Genomic DNA, 16,765 nt, shown 5'->3' on the forward strand with positions numbered 1-16,765 from the left:
GACCGATGTTCTATGTACGCAATTTGTCGCTTACGGCGTCTGCGGTCACCGTCTTTCTATCCCTGGCCGCTTGCCTGCAAGCGCAAGACGTCGGCGATGCGGTCGCCGAGCCAAAACCAGAAACCGCGCTGTCCGAACGACAAGCGCGCCTCGCCCAAGGCTTCTCGCGACTCGAAGATCTGATGATCAAGATGGCCGAGATCGACGAGATCGAAAATCCCGATCGCGCGAAACTGCTGCGCGAAGCGGCTCATTCCAGCAAAGACAAGCTGATTCGTTCCCAACTCGAATCGCTGGCGGCGATCCTCGGCGATGGCAAATTGAAACGCGCCGTCGACGGTCAAAAGGATGTCTCGAAAGACCTTAGCAACTTGCTGCAATTGCTGCAAAGTGAGAACCGCGACGACGAATTAAAGTCAGAACAAGAGCGGATTCGCGAATATATCAAAGAGACGCGTAAGCTCCTCAATCGCCAGCGCAGTCTCCAAGGTCGCGCCGAAGGGGGAGAAAACACGGAGCGACTTTCGGAAGGACAAGACCAACTGTCGCAAGACGCCGCGAAACTTGCCCAGCGAATGAAAGAGAACGAAGAGCCCCAAACCGAAGGGGATTCGTCCGGCGAAGAGCAAGACGGGGATCAAAAGCCCGCCGGCGAGAAGCCCAGCCAAGAGGGGGACGCGAAGCCCAGCGAAGGCGAATCGAAACCGAGCGAAGGGGAAGGGGAGTCGAAGCCTTCCGCAGGCTCGGAATCGAAACCCGGTGAATCCAAGCCCGGCGAGTCGAAGCCCGGTGAAAGCAAACCGGGGGAAGAAGGGGAAATGAAAAAACCGGGCGAAGAAGAGTCCGGCGAATCGAAACCCGGCGAAGAGTCGAAGCCAGGCGAACCGACGCCCGGTGAGCCGTCCCCCAGCGAAGGCGAGTCAAAACCAAGCGAGGGAGAATCAAAGCCGGGCCAACCGCAACAAGGAAAACCGCAACAAGGAAAACCGCAACAAGGAAAACCGCAACAGGGCCAGCCGCAACAGGGAGACCCCCAGCCCGGCGATCAGCAGCAACAAGAACAACAACAGCCTGACTTCCCGGCGCGTCAGCGTGTCGAAGAAGCGCAGCGTCGCATGGAAGAGGCGAAGAAAAATCTCGACGAGAAAAAGACCGACGAAGCGATCGAAGAGCAAAAGCAGGCCGAACGCGAGTTGGCCAAAGCGATCGCCGAGTTAGAAGAAGTGTTGCGTCAGTTACGCGAAGAAGAGATCGAACGCGTGCTGGCCCGGTTGGAAGCCCGCTTCTCGAAAATGCTGGAGATGCAGCTGAAGGTGTACGACGATTCGGAACGCTTGTCGCAAGTTCCCGAACCGCAGCGCGGCGCCGCCGAAGATATTCAAGCCGGCAAGTTAGCCTTCGCCGAAAAGCAAATCGTGTTAGAGGCCGACAAGGCTTTGACCCTTTTGCAAGAAGAAGGATCGTCGGTCGCCTTTCCCGAAGCGCTGCAGCAATTGCGTGACGACATGCAGCACATCGCCGATCGCTTGAGCCAATCCAAAGTCGACCCGCTGACGTTGACGCTTGAACAGGACGTGATTGACGCGCTGGAAGAGTTATTGGAAGCGTTGAAGCAGGCCCAAAAGGATCAAGAAGAACGTCAACAGCAACAACAGCAGCAGCAACAACAACAGCAGGGCCAGCAAGACGAGTCGCTGGTCAACAAGATCCAAGAGCTGAAATTGATCAAATCGATGCAGGTGCGCATCAATCAGCGTACCGATCGATACTCGAAACTATTACGCGATCTCGATGATGAAGTCGGCCAAGCGACGAGCGAGGAAGTGCTCGACGCGCTCCGCGTACTCGCCCAACGGCAACAACGCGTCTACCAAATCACGCAGGACAACGTTTTGGGGAAAAACAAATGACGCCGCGTCTCTTGCTTTCGATCGTGCTGAGCCTAGCGACTGTTTCTGCAGTCGGCGCGGCGGACGCGTTGCAAAAACAGGCCGACTGGCATAACCCGGAATATCCGGCGATTCGCCAAAAGTTGATCGATTGGCTCACCGAGTCTGACGCTCCTGCAGCGCAAATGACGGCCGTCTCGCAGCTTTGGCCAGAAGAGGCCCCCAGCGACACGCCTGCCGAGTTGGGGATCCGTCTGCTGGAAACCGCCGCGATTATGGACGCCGACGCCCGTGAGCTCGCGGTGACGACGCTCAGCGCCAGCGCCGATGGCGAACTCCCACAGTTCCCTTGGCTGGCCGACGAGTCGAAACCGTTTCCGACCTGGATGCGCGATAACCTACGCTTCCAATACGGTCGCTGGCTCGCCGAGCAGCGGATGCTGGATGAAGCGTACCTGCAGCTGAAAGAGACGCCGATCGCCGAGGTCGCCGATCCGGCGGCGCTGCTGTTTCATCGGGCCGTTTGCGAACATTACTTGCTGAAGAAAGAAGACTGCGTCGCGACCCTCGGCACGTTGCTCTCGAACCAAGAACAGATCGCGCCCCGCTACCTGGCGGTCGCCAAGCTGATGCTGGCCGACATTCAACCGTTGGAGACCGATTCGCTGGACGAAATCGCGCGTTTGATGCGAGATGTCGAGCGTCGTCTCGATCTGGGTCGCGCCGGCAAAAAGGTGCGTACGCAGGAAGAAGACGTGGTCGCCAAGCTCGACAAAATGATCGAAGATCTCGAAAAGCAAATGCAGCAGCAACAGCAACAATCGCAGGGAGGTCAGCAGGGAGGCAGCAACACGCAGCCGAGCAGCCCCTTGAATGACACGATGCCGGCCGGCGGCTCTGGCCCCGGCAACGTCGATCCCAAGAAGATGAACCCCGGCGATAACTGGGGCAATCTGCCACCTAAAGAGCGTCAAGAAGCGTTGCAGCAAATTTCCAACGAGTTCCCTTCCCACTATCGACGCGTCATCGAAGAATATTTCCGCAAGCTGGCCCGCGAAGAGGACACGAAGTGAATTGCATTCCGCTCATTATGATCGCCGCATCCACGTTATCGGCGATTTCCGTCGATGTCGAAACGTTGGACGGTCGCACTATGCACGGAGAGCTGCGCCAACTTTCGGCGGATGAGATCGGTCTGCGCACGAGCGTTGGCGACGAGACGTTCCCATACGATTCGTTGATGCACGTCGATTTCCCCGCCGCTGAAACGTCGCCCGACTCCGGCGGCGCTCTGCTGCAATTGGCCGACGGCTCACGGCTGGATGTGAAAAATTACGTCCTCGAAAACCGCAAGTTCATCGTCACGGCCGAAAACTTCGAGCTGTTTGAAGTTCCGGCGACGGCCCTGCGCATGCTGCGAATGGATGGCGACCAGCGTTCGTTCGATAAGCGTTGGGATCAATTGCTGGAAGAAAAAATTCTGGGAGACGCCGTCGTCATTCGTCGTGGCGATGACCTCTCGTTTCAAGAAGCCATCATTCAATCAATCAGCGACGGCAAAGCGTCAATCCAGCTCGATGAGCTGGACGCCAAAATCCCGCTCAGCAAACTGGCCGGGCTCCTCTTTTACCAACGTAACAACCGCAAACTTGCGATGCCGATCTGCAAGCTTGAACTGCAAGACGGCGGAGTGATCTTCGCCGGCAAGATCATGCTGAACGAACAGCTGTTGCAGGTCGAATCAGTCTCTGGCGGCAAATTCGCCGTCGCGCTCGCGGCACTCAAAGCAATCGACTTCGCCGCTGGCAACATTATTCCGCTGACCGATCTCTCGCCCGATCAAGACGCATGGGCGAGCTTTATCCCCTCCAATTTGTCACGTGACCAGCTCTCGCTGATCTACGCACCGGATGTCCGAGCCGGCTCGGCGGCGCAGCCGCTTGAGTTATCGCTGGCAGGCGAAGCGAAATCGTTCGCTAACGGCATCGCGCTGCATGCTCGCACCGAACTGACCTATCTGCTTCCCGAAGATGTGCGGCAATTTTACGCACTAGCCGGTTTGCCGGCTGGCGCGAGCGGCCCTTTGCAACTGACGATCACGGCCGACAAAACGGTGCTGGTCGACAAAGTGCTGGATGAGAATTTAACGTCTCTCGACATACACGGCGACGTTCGGGGAGCCCGACGTCTGAAAATTGTCGTCGACTTCGCCGGCAACGGCGATTTAGGGGACCGCGTTTATCTGTGCCAACCACGGCTGATTAAATAATGCGTACTTTCGCCTGCTTCACGATCTGTCTCGCCGCGACGTTTTCCGGAACGTTTGCTTCGCTCGATGCTGCGCCTCCACAAGAGGTGTTAGACGCCGAGAACGCCCGCATCGCTGCGGTCGAAAAAGCGACCCGCTCTGCGGTTTGCGTTTTTGCAGGCGCCGCCGGCGGCGGCAGCGGCGTCTTGATCTCGAAAGACGGCTATGCGGTCACTAATTATCACGTCGCCGATCCAGCCGGATCGTTCATGAAGTGCAGCCTTTCCGATGGGCAATTGTACGACGCCGTTATTGTCGGCATCGATCCGGTCGGGGACGTCGCGCTGATCAAGTTGCAGGGCCGCGATGATTTTCCGGCGGCGGAAATCGGCGATAGCGACCAAGTGGAAGTGGGCGATTGGTGCTTCGCCATCGGCAATCCATTTTTGCTGGCGACCGACATGCAGCCGACCGTCACCTGGGGCATGGTCTCCGGCGTCGGACGCTATCAGTATCCCAGCGGCACGCTGATCGAATACACCGATTGCATTCAGACCGACGCTTCGATCAACCCCGGCAACTCCGGCGGGCCTCTCTTCAATCGTGATGGTCAAGTGATCGGCATCAACGGCCGGATCTCGATCGAGAAGCGAGGACGCGTCAATGTCGGCGTCGGTTACGCGATTTCGATGAACCAGGTGATGAACTTCCTCGGCTACCTGAAAAGCGGCCGGGTCGTCGACCACGCCACCTTGGGCGCGACCGTTTCGACCGATTCGGAAGGAGAAGTGATCGTCACCAACATCCTCGACACGTCCGACGCCTATCGACGCGGGCTCCGCTACGGCGACGAGCTTGTCTCGTTCGGCTCGAAGCCGGTCACGACGGTCAACGGATTCAAAAACGCACTCGGCATTTATCCGCGCGGCTGGCGCGTGCCGGTCGGCTTCTTCCGCGGCGGCGAGCGGCATGACATTATCGTTCGCCTGGCCGGGGTCCATTCCCGCGAAGAACTGCTCGCGAAAATCCAAAAGTCGGTCGCTCCGCCGAGCCCCGATGGATCCCAACCCGAAGACCACCACGAAGAAGAAACCAAGCCGGTCTCGGACGAGTTGAAAAAGCTGTTTCAAGCTCGTTCTGGCTACGCAAACTACCACTTCAACCTGGAGCAGCGTGAACGAACCTGGCAGGCCTGGAAGCGAGGAGATGATTCTTCCGCCGATGTCTGGAAAGTCGCTGGTCAACTTGCCGACGGCGACGCCGCACAAATCGAACTGAGCCCGCAGAAGGTGACCGCGTCGGTCGCCGGCCGGGATTCGACGATCGAGATCGAAGGGGATCTAACCAGCAAGTTAGAACCTGTCGGCAGCGGCGGCTTGCTGCTTGCGCTGCATGCCTGGCAGCGGTTGCAACTTCAAGGCCCCGAGAAATTTGGGGAGGTCTCGTACTTGGGTACCGCTCCGTTGGATTCGATCGACGAGCGCTTTGACGTGCTAGTCGGGCTTTACGATGCGATCGAAACTCGCTTTTACTTCGCTCCCCAAACCGGCGACTTGGTCGCGATGGAAATGTTCCCCGAAGCCGACTCGGATCCGTGTGAACTCCGTTTCCAGGAGTACGACGATTTCGAGGGAGTCCGACTGCCGACCAAAATCATCATTCGCCGCGGCGATCAGATTTACAATATCCTGCATGGTCTGAAGTGGACCCTGTCGTCGTCCGAACCGAAGGATGCCGCATGAACCGTAGTGCGTTTGTTATTGCGTTAACGCTCTCGCTGGGCTGGCTGACCTCAGCCGCTCAAGCGGAGTCTTCGCTCGCCAGAACGATTCGCGGCGTACAGCCGCGCATCGTCAAGATTTTTGGCGCCGGCGGTTTGCGCGGGTTGGAATCGTATCAGAGCGGCTTCGTGATTTCGCCGGAAGGACACATCCTGACGGTTTGGAGCTACGTTCTCGATTCGAGCGTGATCACGATTGTCGCCAACGATGGTCGCCGCTTTACGGCCGAACTGGTCGGCGCCGATCCCGAACTAGAAGTCGCCGTCCTGAAAGTCGACGCCGACGACTTGCCCTTCTTTAACTTGGACGAGTCGGTCGAGCTGACCTCGGGACAGCGAGTTTTGACCTTCAGCAACTTGTACGGCATCGCCACCGGCGACGAACCGGCGAGCGTGCTGCATGGATACATCACCGCGATCACCGACCTGCAAGGACGCCGCAGCGCCGCAGAAGTTCGCTACAAAGGCCCGGTCTACGTCGTCGACGCGATGACCAACAATCCCGGCGCCGCCGGCGGCGCGTTGACCGATCAGCAAGGGCAGATCGCAGGCGTGCTGGGCAAAGAGATTCGCAATTCATCCAACAACGTGTGGTTGAACTACTCGATTCCGATACGTGAGCTGCAAAATTCGGTCGAAGATATCCTCAGCGGCCGGTTTCGCCCTCGCTCTCGTGATGAAAATCAAAATCGCCCGAAGCAGCCGGTCACGCTGGCTCAGCTCGGCTTGATCTTGCTGCCGGACGTGCTGCCCAAAACGCCGCCGTTTGTCGAACGGGTCGCACCGGAGTCGCCGGCCGAGACCGCCGGTTTGCAGCCCAACGACCTGGTGATGTTTGTCGAGCGGCGGCTGATTTCTTCGCAGCGAGATCTGCGGGAAGAGCTAACCTTTATCGATCGGGACGATCCCGTCCGTCTGACGCTGCTTCGCGGCGATGAACTTATCGAAGTTACGCTGAATGAATAAGAAAATCTCGCTCGCATCCCTGGGGATCGCCCTCGGTCTCTTCGCGTCTCTCTCGGCGGTTAGCCAAGCGGCGGAAGATCTCAATACGCTCGAACAAAAGGCGCTTCGTGCTGCGGTCGAGGTCGTCGCGCCGTCGGTCATTCAGATCGAAACGGTCGGCGGACTCGAAAAAGTTGGCGACCAACTCGCCGGCGGCGGCCCGTGCAGTGCGTTGGTCGTTTCGGCGGACGGCTATCTCCTTTCCAGCAGTTATAACTTCGTCCACGAGCCGACCTCCATTTTGGCGTCGCTTCCCGACGGAAAACGAACCTCGGCCAAAATCATCGCCCGCGATCACAGCCGCAATCTGGTGCTGCTGAAGATCAACGCCGAAGAGCCGCTGCCGGTTCCGACGTTTGTCCCCCGCGAGGAGCTTCGCGTCGGTCAGTGGACGATCGCGGTCGGCAAGTCGTTTTCACCGGTCGACGCCAACGCTTCGGTCGGCGTGCTCAGCGCGCTCCATCGCGTCTGGGGCAAAGCGATTCAATCGGACGCCAAGATCTCTCCGAACAACTACGGCGGTGCGCTGATCGACATCCATGGTCGCGTCATCGGCGTCATTACGTCACTATCGCCGCAAGCGACCGGTCCCCAAGCCGGCGCCGACTGGTACGACTCAGGCATCGGCTTCGCGGTTCCTCTGACCGAGATGCAGCCCCGTCTAGAAAAGCTGATGCTCGGGGAAGACCTGCGTCAAGGGTTGCTGGGGATCAGCTTGAAGGGGAATGACATCATGGCCGATCGTCCCGAGATCGGCGCGGTCCGGTACAACTCGCCGGCTCAAGAGTCAGGCATCCTCGCCGGCGACGTCATCACCGCCGTCCAAGGGCGCCAGGTGGTGAACCACGCTCAAATGAAACACCAGCTCGAACCGCTGTACGCCGGCGACGAGGTCGCGTTGACCTTGCAGCGCGGCGACGATTCGGTCGAAGTCAAAGCGACGCTGACCGCGGTGCTAGTCCCGTACGCGCATCCGTTTCTCGGCATCTTGCCGGTGCGCGACGCCGAGGGAGTCGTCATTCGCGATGTGCTGCCCGATAGCCCCGCCGCAGCGGCTGGCCTGATGGCGGGCGATGTGATTGTGCAGGTCAACGACAAGCCGGCGACGACCGCCGACGAGCTGCGAACGCAGATCTCGGCCTTAGAGCCCGATACGACGATCCAACTGGTCTATCGACGCGGCGAAGAAGAACAAAACGCCAAGATCACCCTGGCGACTTTGCCGACCAGCTTGCCTGGCGAATTGTCGGCGGCCTGGTCCCAAGAGGTCGAGCCGCCAGCCCAACCGCCGCAGACCGGCGAAGTTGAAGTTCGCTTGGCGGAAGAACCGAACGCGGCGTTTGCCTGGATCCCGGACGACTATCACGCCGATCGCCGTTACAGCTTGCTCGTTCTGCTGCAAGAACCCGGCGACGTCGACAGACAAGCGACGATCGACGCGTGGAAGGACGTATGCAAACAGACCGGCGCGATTCTCCTGTCAGTGTCGCCGGCGTCGAAAGAGCGCTGGACCCCGTCCGAAACCGGCGTCGTTCGTAAGTGCATCGAACAGTTGGCCGGCAAATACAATATCGCCTCAGGCCGCACGGCGCTGGTCGGCGTTCGCAGCGGCGGCGCGATGGCTTACATGGTCGCCTTTGAAAATCGAGAAGCGATCGCCGGCGTCGTCACATTGGCCGCGCCGGTTCCGCGCGGCGTGCAACCGCCCGACAATGACCCGCTGCATCGTCTCGCGATTTTTACGCTCTACGACGATATGTCGCCGCAATCGGCCCAGTTGAAGAAGCTGGACGAAGCGCTCGCCAAGATGAAGTTCCCCGTCGTCCATCGCAGCGCGACCAAAGGCGCCGACAAGCTGACCGACGACGATCGTACTGCAATCACGCGCTGGCTGGATTCGCTCGATCGAATCTAAGCCTTCGAGCTGCTTCCGCCGGTACGACGCATTCCCTCCATGAAAACAGCGCTCCTCGAACAGCGCCAGACAATCGCCATCGTGAATTCTCGTACCAAAATCGGCATTGTCGCCATCGTCTGCTGCCTGATCGGCGCCGGCATGTTCCTGTTCGATGTGAAAGGAACGTCGCTAGAGCACTTCCAGGGAGCGTTGATCAAAGTGGGCGGCGTCTTTGCGATGCTCTGGCTCGCTTATCCAGAGATCGTCAAGCTGCCGGTCTGGCTCTCGCTGTCGATCATTCTGATCGCGATCGTCACCGCAGTAGCATCGTCGGTCTGGAAGAAAGCGGCCCTCATCGCGATACCGCTGTTGATAGTCCTCTGGATGCTGAGACCGCCCCCAGCATCCAAAGCAACCACCAAAAAGCGTGTTAACCGATCTTCGTCCGAAGCGCGGTAAGCAGTTCGACGGCGGCGCCGATCTCGGCCTTTTGCCGTTCCGGCTCTTGCGGAATTTCGCGTTCGATTGTCAGAGGGCCGGTGTAACCGATCTCTTTGACGGTTCGCAGAAACTCTTCCATGCCGACGTCCCCTTCGCCCAGCGGCGTTTCGGATCCCCAGGTCACGCCCGGCTCGTCCGACCACTTGGCGTCTTTGCAGTGGACGCTGCCGACATGTTTGCCGACCATTTTCAGCGCTTCGATCGGGTTGCCGGTCCCGTACAGGATCATGTTGGCCGGATCAAAATTGACCCGCAAGTTAGGTCGGTCGACGGCGGCGATAAAGCCCAGCAAACCCTCGGCTGATTCTTGCCCCGTCTCCAGGTGCAGCGCCTGCTCGTTGGCCTGGCAATGATCGCACAGCTCTTGGGTGACGGCGACGACTTCGGCGAACATTGGATCGGCGGTATCGTGCGGAATGAATCCGACGTGCAAGCCGATCACGTCGCAATCAAGGACGCGAGCGAAGTCGGCGATCTCTTTCATCTCGGCCAACCGCTCGGCGCGGGTCGCCGGCGGAACGAGCCCGACCGTCTCTTTGGTGGTGGGGATGTCGGCGTAACTTTCGCCTTCAAAGCCGCCAAACACGCAGGTCAGGGTGATGTCCATCGCGGCGAGGGTCGCCAGAAACTTGGCGGCGTTTTCTGAAGTGCGCGATTCTTTGGAAGGAGCCTGCAACTGAATCGTCGGCACGCCTAACTCCTCGGCTACCGACAACTTTACGCCCAGTCCCGCATCAATGCTGGCGAAGACGCCTAAGGGCCATTTTGCCACGTTGCAACTCCTTCAAGATTGGAATCATCTAGATTGCTGCGTCAGCCAATCGTTGACCAGACGCTTAACTTCGTACTAGTACGCAATTTAAGCCCCTGATAGCACTTCCGCAACGTGCTACCCGCGCCGAGCGCAAAAAAATGACCGCCGCCGGAAGGCGACGGTCAATGAGTTAACAATTACGGCAAATGAGCGCGAACTAGGCGAGATCGTCTTCAGGCGTCGCGTCGCTATTCAGGTCAAACCATTCCGGCTTGAACTCGACAAAGCCGCCTTTGCCTTGGTTCGATCGTTGAATCGCCAAGCGAGCCGTCAGCGCGATCACGGCGTCTCCCATCGCGACTTCCGGATGACACTTCGGCTTGTTTTCGGGAGCAGGGTTCCGAATACAGTAAGCCCAGTGCTCGATCTCTTCGGTATAACCACGGCTGACCGGGCCCGATGTCGCAGCGCTGGCGATGTTCGCCGCTTGCGTCGGAGCGCCGCTCGCTTGGGTATCCATCGTCGGGCCATCTTTGCCATCCTTGACCTTGACGTTCGAGGTCGAGCCGTTCTTGAGGAGCATGATGTCTTTTTCCGTCTCCAGAATCAGCGTCCCCTTCGTCCCCATCACGACTTCGCCGTAACCGCCGTAGCCGTTACCGTTGATCGACGAATAGGTGACGACGACCTTTTTATTCGGGTCCTGCTCGTACGACGGCACGCCTCCGGTGTGTTTGCCATCGGCGTCCCGTTCCGGATAGTTGCGGAACCGATCGTAATAGCCGACGTCGAACTTCGGATCGTAACCAGGTCCGGGGAACTCGAACGTGCAATAGACGTGATCGTCCGCATCGCGATCGTACGGGAAGGTATGGCGGCCCCCGGTGGCGTGAACCGTCAGCGGGTGAACCTTCTTGCCATCCTTTTGCTTCCGCATCGCGCTGATAAAGATCGACGCCGCGTCCAGTTGGTGACTTCCCAGCTCGGCCATCAAGCCGCCGCCGGTCCGGTCCCACAAGCGCCAACGGCACAGTTCTTCCATCGCCGAGATCTTGCGACCGTCGGCCAGTTCAAAATCTTGGAAACCGTAGTTCTCAGGCTTGATGTTGCGGTCTTCGTTCCAAGCTTTGTACTGCTCGTACATCGCCCAGTTCTTGGCCAGCGTCGAAGGATCGCCATCTTTCCCGTTGGCGTGGGCCTTCTCGAACTTCTTCATGCCGTCCAGAATCTTGTCGACCAGCTTGCCATGTGCGTCGACTTCGCCGCCTGGCAGCGGTTGGCTCCAGCTATCGGCGCCAGGCAAGTTGCCGCGATGCCACTGGGCGCGTATGTGGTGAATTTCGCCCAGCAAACCCCATTGCAGCAGGTTGACCGCGTTGTCATACAGCACGCTGTAATGTCGCTGGTGACCGGTCGCCAGATGCAGGTCCGCTTCATGAGCGGCGCGGCCCATCTGCTTGCACTGTTTGATGTTGTGGGCCATCAGCTTTTCGGTCAACACGTGCTTGCCCGACTTCAGCGAGTCCATCACCACCGGATGGTGCAAGAAGAGCGGGGTCGCGCAGATGATCCCTTCGATCGAATCATCGGCCAGCAGATCGTGATAGTCCTCATAGACTTTCACGTGTTGGCGAGCTTCTTCTTCGGTCTTCCAACCGTAGACGTTCATCAAACCGCGACGCGCCGAGTAGGCGGCTTCGCTGGAATGATCGCCATGAAAAGCGCGATGGACGTTGTAAGGGCGAATGTCAGAGATCGCGACGACCTGCACATAGTCAGGATTGAGCGCGCCGATCAGCACGCTTCCTTCGTCGCCGGTGCCGATCACGCCGATGCGAACCGGGTTTTCGACCTTGCTATAACCAAAGTACATCGCTCCCAGACCACCGCCAGAGACGGCGCCGGCGGCGATGACCCCTTTCAAAAAGTCGCGTCGATTCACACCGACCGCTTCGTTGAAGTTTTCTTTACCCGCCTTCTTGGCGTCAGGCTTCAGGTTCATATTTACTCCCCTTCGGTTGGAGATGTGGTTGGAGCGCAACACCGGCGGAACATCGCGCCGAGGATGAAATCAAGACCGGCGAATCGACCAGCGCCGACTGCGGCCAAAAGTAGGAGGGAGACGAATTCGACCGATTGGTAGTAAACCGGCTCGGCGCCGATCGCGCCGGGCCATTGAGCGGCCATCACTTGCAACAAAAATCCCGCAGCCGCTAGAGCGGCGATCCGGGTAAATAGACCCAGGACAAGGAGAACGCCGCTGCCGAATACGACATACGTTACTACGACGTCAATCGGCATTTGGTTCGGATCACGGACCGAGAATGTCGAAGTCGCTCCGGCCATCCGGCCAATTCGATTCAAATCTTCCACATACTCATCCTGCATCTTTTTGACGTCCTTCGTCCAACCGTTCATTTTACCGAACAGCTCACTATCTTTCTTGGCCAATCGCTCCTGCTCGTACTGCAGATCGCTGCTTTCCGGCTTCGAGCGGGCCTTGGCCAACCGTTCGACTTCTAGGAAGTATTCATCCATTTCTTCCCGTTTGTCGGCCATGTACGAATCAATGCGATTGACGTAAATGCTGTACGTCTTCTGCGTTTTCTTCTTACCCGCGGCGTCCAGGCCAAATTGCGTATCCGCCTGATCGCGATAGAAGTTCCAGTACTGCAGTACGCGATCGCGATCGAGACGCAATTTGCCGTCGGGATCGTTGTTCAAGTTGCGAAAATAGCCGGCGAGCGGTCCCTTGGCGTTGCGCAAAAAACCAGCCGACGAAAAGTCGCCTGACTTGATCTTCTTGGACCCTTCCATAAAGAAGTGCCAGCCGATGACTAAGCGAAGCGCGACGATAATTACAATCGTCAGCATGCCAATTTGGGTCTTTGACGTAGTTATTGCTCAAACTCCCTACGAAGCGAAATAGGCGGGATAGGCTGAATCGAGGCAGGTCGCGATCTATAGCGGCGCCGCGCTAGAAGCGTAGTCGTGGGCGGTCACCAAGAATGCAGAACGACGCGATAGCTACTCATTATGCTCCGAAGTCGGCTGTTCGCCAAGAACAGGCGTCTATTTGCGCCTTTTTCAGCCTAAACAGTTCCTCTCAACCAACAGAGGGGACAAAGCTCTTCCTCGCCCGCCGCAAGCGCAAACCAAAAACGCCAAAAATTTCAACTTTCCTTCTGTCTCGACAAATCACCTCGTTCACGCATCCTGGTCTGTTCGTTACCGCATTTTCTGCGAATGCGCAACCCGCCAAAAATGAAAGCAAGCCCGAATCCGACGGGCCAGAGCCTACACATCCCAGGATCGGACTGGACCGGACCGCGCGCGTTTTTTTCTCAGCGTTGGATCGGACCGAAAACAGTAGCTCGAGGCGCGAATCGAGGGAATGCGGACGCCAGCGGATCTGGGCCAAGGACGAATGCTTAAAACCGAATGTCTAAATTTCGAAAGCATTGGAAAGTCCGATCCGCGTCAGCTCCCGTGTTCGAAGGACTGGACACCTCCCATTTTTTCGAGCCGACCCATGGGACAGGACACTACGGCTGCGAGTCCGAATAACGAGTAGTCCCATGGTGATTGGCAATTCAAGCTCCTTACGCCATGCCGATTTCTCACTTCGTGACAGGTTTCACAATGTGGACTGGATGGCGCGCTTTTTTTTGAGCGTTCGACCGGATCGAAATCAGTAGCCCGAGGCGCGAGTCGAGGGAATGCGGCCGCAAGCGGATGCGGGCCAACGACGACGCCGATCAGCGCACAGAATCCCCATTCCCGTTGACCCAACGGGTAAGCGCCGATTCGAGGGTGAATCCCCCACCGACAATCGACCCCAATTCCGTGCGGATTGTCAATCCACAATCATTCATGGCGAGTTCTCCTGATTCGCAGGCTCGCCAGGCGCACCAGCCGAAACGAGTTCCGTAAATTACGAACCGACCATCCTCCTGCGGTTGCTCCCTACGCGTTGTCGCCAAGACGCAGTTATCCACGAAGATCGCATGGGCATTTCTTGGATCGTCGCAAATTTGGGCGATCCAGGCACATAACCATAGGCCTGGAACTTCATTCGCAAGAGCTTCCGTAGCCAAGCGAATTATTCTCTTGACAGAATTATTCCCTTGGGCTAATATTTTGTCGTAAAGGCAACCGTTTAATGCCGAAGGACATACCGCTTGCTGTTGCATGGAAATAAGTAAGGAAGATCGCTTCCAAGAGTTTCTGAGGCGCCTGGCAGATTCTTCAAGTGCAAGTTCGCATGACGAAGCATTCGCGCTTTTAAGCAACACCTTAAACAAGGTCGAGGACGAGCTAACTGACATTCTGAGTCAGCCGGACCGTTGGCAATCGGATGGCCGTATGTATCCGCCGAGAGAAGACAATGCTCGCGACGTGGATGGAAGATGCGATGTGATTCGCTACCGCCACAAAGGTCATAACACGTTCGTTCGAGAGAATGGCGCTATCGAGATTCAGGATCTTGCCGGAAGTCTCCTTTTCAAGAAGCTTGGTTCGGACGGACGGGGCGTTGAACTTTGATCACGAGAAAGTGACTGGGGACCGATGACAACGAAAAGCATGTTACCAATTGAGTCTTTGGAGCGCTCCCTCAAAGAACGATTTCCAAATGCCATCATGTCACGCGATAAGCCTCGAAAGTCTTCAGGCGCGTGGTATCTCGAGATGGCGTTAGACGGGCACCCCGTGATTGTGCAGTGGCAAGAGAGTAAAGGTTTCGGCATTTCTTCTTCACCGGAGCCAGGCTACGGCGAGGGCGCTGATGAAATCTATAGAGATGAAGAGGCGGCTTTCGGCCGTATCGTTTCCTTGCTTCTTTCTCGTACTTTCACTTCGCCTCCTCCTGCTGTGAGCCTTAGAGAGCTTCGAAAAGAAAGTCGTCTTTCTCAAGCGGAATTGGCCGAGATACTTAATAAACAACAGGGTGAAATCTCAAAAATTGAACGACGAAGGGATGTTCTCGTCAGCACGCTTTCGGATTACGCTCGAGCCGTTCAAGGAGAATTGCAGATTGTCGTTCGATTTCGTGACGGAAGGATTCGTAGGGTTGAATTAGAGGCGGACGATTCCCTTGAAGTGCATCCACATTCTGCCGTGGGAAATCAGTAGGGAGAGGAGGATCAGATGAACGCCGATAGTATTCTTTGCAACTTGATCGTTCTGAGAAGTCGGAATCTAGACCAAGCGCAAGCGTTTTATTCCGCCTTGGGTTTGAGCTTCGCTCGTCATGCACACGGCAATGGCCCTGTTCACCTTGCCAGTGAATCCGGAGGACAGGTCTTCGAGATTTATCCACTTGCAAATGAGGCTGCTTCCACCAGTTCAACGCGTGTTGGATTCTGCGTTCCGTCTGTTGATAAAACGTATGCTTCATTGATGTCTGCCGGTGGAACATCAGTAATTCCCCCTAAGGACTCTGAATGGGGCCGTCGCGCAGTCGTGTCAGATCCTGACGGGCATCGAATCGAACTCACAGCGAAGTAAGAAGCCATTGGGGCCAACTGAGCGGGACTGACAAAAGCTCCTTTCTTCATGTGCCGCCGGCCTTTTTTCGGCCAGTGCCTACTCTTCCTCTTTCACCCGAAAACTCAGCGCAACCGCAAGCCTTCGTCGCCAATTTTGACTCGGCCGCATGGTTGTTTTATCTTTCCGTTGAGGGACGATCGACCACCGCATCGCAAGCGAGTCAAGCACATTTTTGCGCCAAGGCATTTTTCGGCTTTGACGTTTTCGACCGATCATCATCGACCGCTGCTGACCAATGAGGCTAGGCGAACGACTGAAAGTGGTCGAGTGCTCGGTTTTACAGAAGCGGGATCGTTGATCCTCGCCTGCCGAAACTATCGTTTCCGCCCCAGGAATTATGCGACCATCCAAGGGTACAATCGCCGCACTCGGAATGAAGACTGGCTGAAAAAGGCCCGTGGCGTTCGGAAAATGGCCGTTGTTCAGCGCCACTCCGCCGCGAACTGTCCGTGCAGCAATTCATGACAGCGGATATAAACTAGACAACTTCTCTTTTTATCACATTTTCATACTTCAGTACTACCGAATATTAACACACGCCCTACAATACAGACTGCCACATTCATACATAACTCATCCTAAACAAGGGCGCTTGTCATGCTGCGGTTGAACTTAATTGCCGGCTCGCTCTTCGGCATGATCGCCGTTCTCGGCGCCCCGATCTTCGGCGAAAGGGTCGCCGCGAAGTTCAACGCAGACTTGGCGGAGAAAGCGACGCCAATGCCGGGGCGTATTTACCCGAACGGCGAGCAAGGGAGTGAGACGATGGAGATCAGCGCGATTGATCGCCAGGAAAGCGAGCGGCGGCTGGCAAGATATCAATCGGGTATTCAATATCTCTTCTACAGCGCGCTCGCCTTGATTGGGCTGGGAGCAAGCAACGGCGGCGTTCGTTGCCAACGAGTTGGCGGAACGGCGTTTGTTTTCGGCAGCGTGATCTACAGCGGCGGCCTTTCGATCGGCGCCTTGCTGAGCGAACCGACGCTTGCCGTCCTCATGCCTGTCGGGGGGATGCTGCTGCTCATCGGTTGGGGAACGCTGCTTGTCGCTTCCATCCAAGCGGGCGGCCGAACCGTCCAGCCCGCTTAGATGCCCGCTGGAAAGCGCCAGCGGGGCACTTTCCAACCTGGTTGGACTCGGA

14 protein-coding genes are annotated in these 16,765 nt (G+C 57.4%); 11 read left to right on the plus strand and 3 right to left on the minus strand.

Annotation, left to right across the window (positions count from 1 at the left end; translation table 11 throughout):
• The first annotated feature begins 5 nt into the window (after positions 1-5).
• The 7 genes from DSM3645_RS14025 to DSM3645_RS14055 all read left to right on the plus strand — a co-directional run bounded on the left by DSM3645_RS14025 (position 6) and on the right by DSM3645_RS14055 (position 9,278).
• Positions 6-1,910: a hypothetical protein gene (locus tag DSM3645_RS14025; RefSeq protein WP_002652865.1), complete on the plus strand. Its 1,905-nt coding sequence runs from the start codon at positions 6-8 to the stop codon at positions 1,908-1,910.
• Positions 1,907-2,962, plus strand: coding sequence for a hypothetical protein (locus DSM3645_RS28300; protein WP_002652866.1), 1,056 nt, complete (start codon positions 1,907-1,909; stop codon positions 2,960-2,962). The genes DSM3645_RS14025 and DSM3645_RS28300 overlap by 4 nt, the downstream gene beginning before the upstream one ends.
• Entirely contained in the window at positions 2,959-4,158 is a 1,200-nt protein-coding gene (locus DSM3645_RS14035) for an NPCBM/NEW2 domain-containing protein (RefSeq protein WP_002652867.1), read from the plus strand. The genes DSM3645_RS28300 and DSM3645_RS14035 overlap by 4 nt, the downstream gene beginning before the upstream one ends.
• The gene (locus tag DSM3645_RS14040; protein WP_002652868.1) at positions 4,158-5,879 is read left to right on the plus strand and encodes a S1C family serine protease; all 1,722 of its coding nucleotides are present in this window, start codon (positions 4,158-4,160) and stop codon (positions 5,877-5,879) included. Before DSM3645_RS14035 ends, DSM3645_RS14040 begins: the two co-directional genes overlap by 1 nt.
• Entirely contained in the window at positions 5,876-6,883 is a 1,008-nt protein-coding gene (locus DSM3645_RS14045) for a S1C family serine protease (RefSeq protein ID WP_040351845.1), read from the plus strand. The genes DSM3645_RS14040 and DSM3645_RS14045 overlap by 4 nt, the downstream gene beginning before the upstream one ends.
• Complete coding sequence (locus DSM3645_RS14050) at positions 6,876-8,837, plus strand: PDZ domain-containing protein (protein WP_002652870.1); 1,962 nt, start codon at positions 6,876-6,878, stop codon at positions 8,835-8,837. Before DSM3645_RS14045 ends, DSM3645_RS14050 begins: the two co-directional genes overlap by 8 nt.
• Before the next feature lie 81 nt (positions 8,838-8,918).
• A complete protein-coding gene (locus tag DSM3645_RS14055) occupies positions 8,919-9,278 on the plus strand; it encodes a hypothetical protein (protein WP_131282559.1) in 360 nt (119 codons plus the stop codon).
• On the opposite strand, the gene DSM3645_RS14060 is transcribed toward DSM3645_RS14055, so the two are convergent.
• From DSM3645_RS14060 to DSM3645_RS14070, 3 genes are all read right to left on the minus strand, one after another.
• Positions 9,250-10,092: a sugar phosphate isomerase/epimerase family protein gene (locus DSM3645_RS14060; RefSeq protein ID WP_002652872.1), complete on the minus strand. Its 843-nt coding sequence runs from the start codon at positions 10,090-10,092 to the stop codon at positions 9,250-9,252. The two genes, DSM3645_RS14055 and DSM3645_RS14060, sit on opposite strands and share 29 nt — an antisense overlap.
• 199 nt (positions 10,093-10,291) lie before the next feature.
• A complete protein-coding gene (locus tag DSM3645_RS14065) occupies positions 10,292-12,076 on the minus strand; it encodes a Gfo/Idh/MocA family protein (protein ID WP_002652873.1) in 1,785 nt (594 codons plus the stop codon).
• Positions 12,077-12,078: 2 nt separating this feature from the next.
• Positions 12,079-12,948 (minus strand): TQO small subunit DoxD, encoded by an 870-nt coding sequence (locus DSM3645_RS14070; RefSeq protein ID WP_002652874.1) that lies wholly within the window; start codon positions 12,946-12,948, stop codon positions 12,079-12,081.
• Positions 12,949-14,265: 1,317 nt separating this feature from the next.
• Between DSM3645_RS14070 and DSM3645_RS14080 the strand changes: the two genes are divergently transcribed.
• From DSM3645_RS14080 to DSM3645_RS28310, 4 genes are all read left to right on the plus strand, one after another.
• Complete coding sequence (locus DSM3645_RS14080) at positions 14,266-14,619, plus strand: hypothetical protein (protein ID WP_002652875.1); 354 nt, start codon at positions 14,266-14,268, stop codon at positions 14,617-14,619.
• A 39-nt stretch (positions 14,620-14,658) separates the two neighbouring features.
• Positions 14,659-15,207 carry a helix-turn-helix domain-containing protein gene (locus tag DSM3645_RS29445; RefSeq protein ID WP_202594939.1) on the plus strand — a complete coding sequence of 183 codons (549 nt, stop codon included), beginning with the start codon at positions 14,659-14,661 and terminating at the stop codon, positions 15,205-15,207.
• Positions 15,208-15,222: 15 nt separating this feature from the next.
• Entirely contained in the window at positions 15,223-15,582 is a 360-nt protein-coding gene (locus tag DSM3645_RS29450; RefSeq protein WP_081444822.1) for a VOC family protein, read from the plus strand.
• A gap of 639 nt (positions 15,583-16,221) precedes the next feature.
• Positions 16,222-16,713, plus strand: a complete 492-nt coding sequence (locus DSM3645_RS28310; RefSeq protein WP_002652878.1) for a DUF423 domain-containing protein — start codon at positions 16,222-16,224, stop codon at positions 16,711-16,713.
• Positions 16,714-16,765: the final 52 nt, after the last annotated feature.

The sequence above is a fragment of the Blastopirellula marina DSM 3645 genome (genome assembly GCF_000153105.1).
Classification (GTDB): domain Bacteria; phylum Planctomycetota; class Planctomycetia; order Pirellulales; family Pirellulaceae; genus Blastopirellula; species Blastopirellula marina.

Excerpts from the sequence above, each read along its gene's own strand:
- DSM3645_RS14025 (WP_002652865.1), top strand. The coding sequence starts at position 6 with ATGTTCTATGTACGCAATTTGTCGCTTACGGCGTCTGCGGTCACCGTC.
- DSM3645_RS28300 (WP_002652866.1), top strand. The coding sequence starts at position 1,907 with ATGACGCCGCGTCTCTTGCTTTCGATCGTGCTGAGCCTAGCGACTGTT.
- DSM3645_RS14040 (WP_002652868.1), top strand. The coding sequence starts at position 4,158 with ATGCGTACTTTCGCCTGCTTCACGATCTGTCTCGCCGCGACGTTTTCC.
- DSM3645_RS14045 (WP_040351845.1), top strand. The coding sequence starts at position 5,876 with ATGAACCGTAGTGCGTTTGTTATTGCGTTAACGCTCTCGCTGGGCTGG.
- DSM3645_RS14050 (WP_002652870.1), top strand. The coding sequence starts at position 6,876 with ATGAATAAGAAAATCTCGCTCGCATCCCTGGGGATCGCCCTCGGTCTC.
- DSM3645_RS14065 (WP_002652873.1), bottom strand. The coding sequence starts at position 12,076 with ATGAACCTGAAGCCTGACGCCAAGAAGGCGGGTAAAGAAAACTTCAAC.
- DSM3645_RS14070 (WP_002652874.1), bottom strand. The coding sequence starts at position 12,948 with ATGCTGACGATTGTAATTATCGTCGCGCTTCGCTTAGTCATCGGCTGG.
- DSM3645_RS14080 (WP_002652875.1), top strand. The coding sequence starts at position 14,266 with ATGGAAATAAGTAAGGAAGATCGCTTCCAAGAGTTTCTGAGGCGCCTG.
- DSM3645_RS29445 (WP_202594939.1), top strand. The coding sequence starts at position 14,659 with ATGTTACCAATTGAGTCTTTGGAGCGCTCCCTCAAAGAACGATTTCCA.
- DSM3645_RS29450 (WP_081444822.1), top strand. The coding sequence starts at position 15,223 with ATGAACGCCGATAGTATTCTTTGCAACTTGATCGTTCTGAGAAGTCGG.
- DSM3645_RS28310 (WP_002652878.1), top strand. The coding sequence starts at position 16,222 with ATGCTGCGGTTGAACTTAATTGCCGGCTCGCTCTTCGGCATGATCGCC.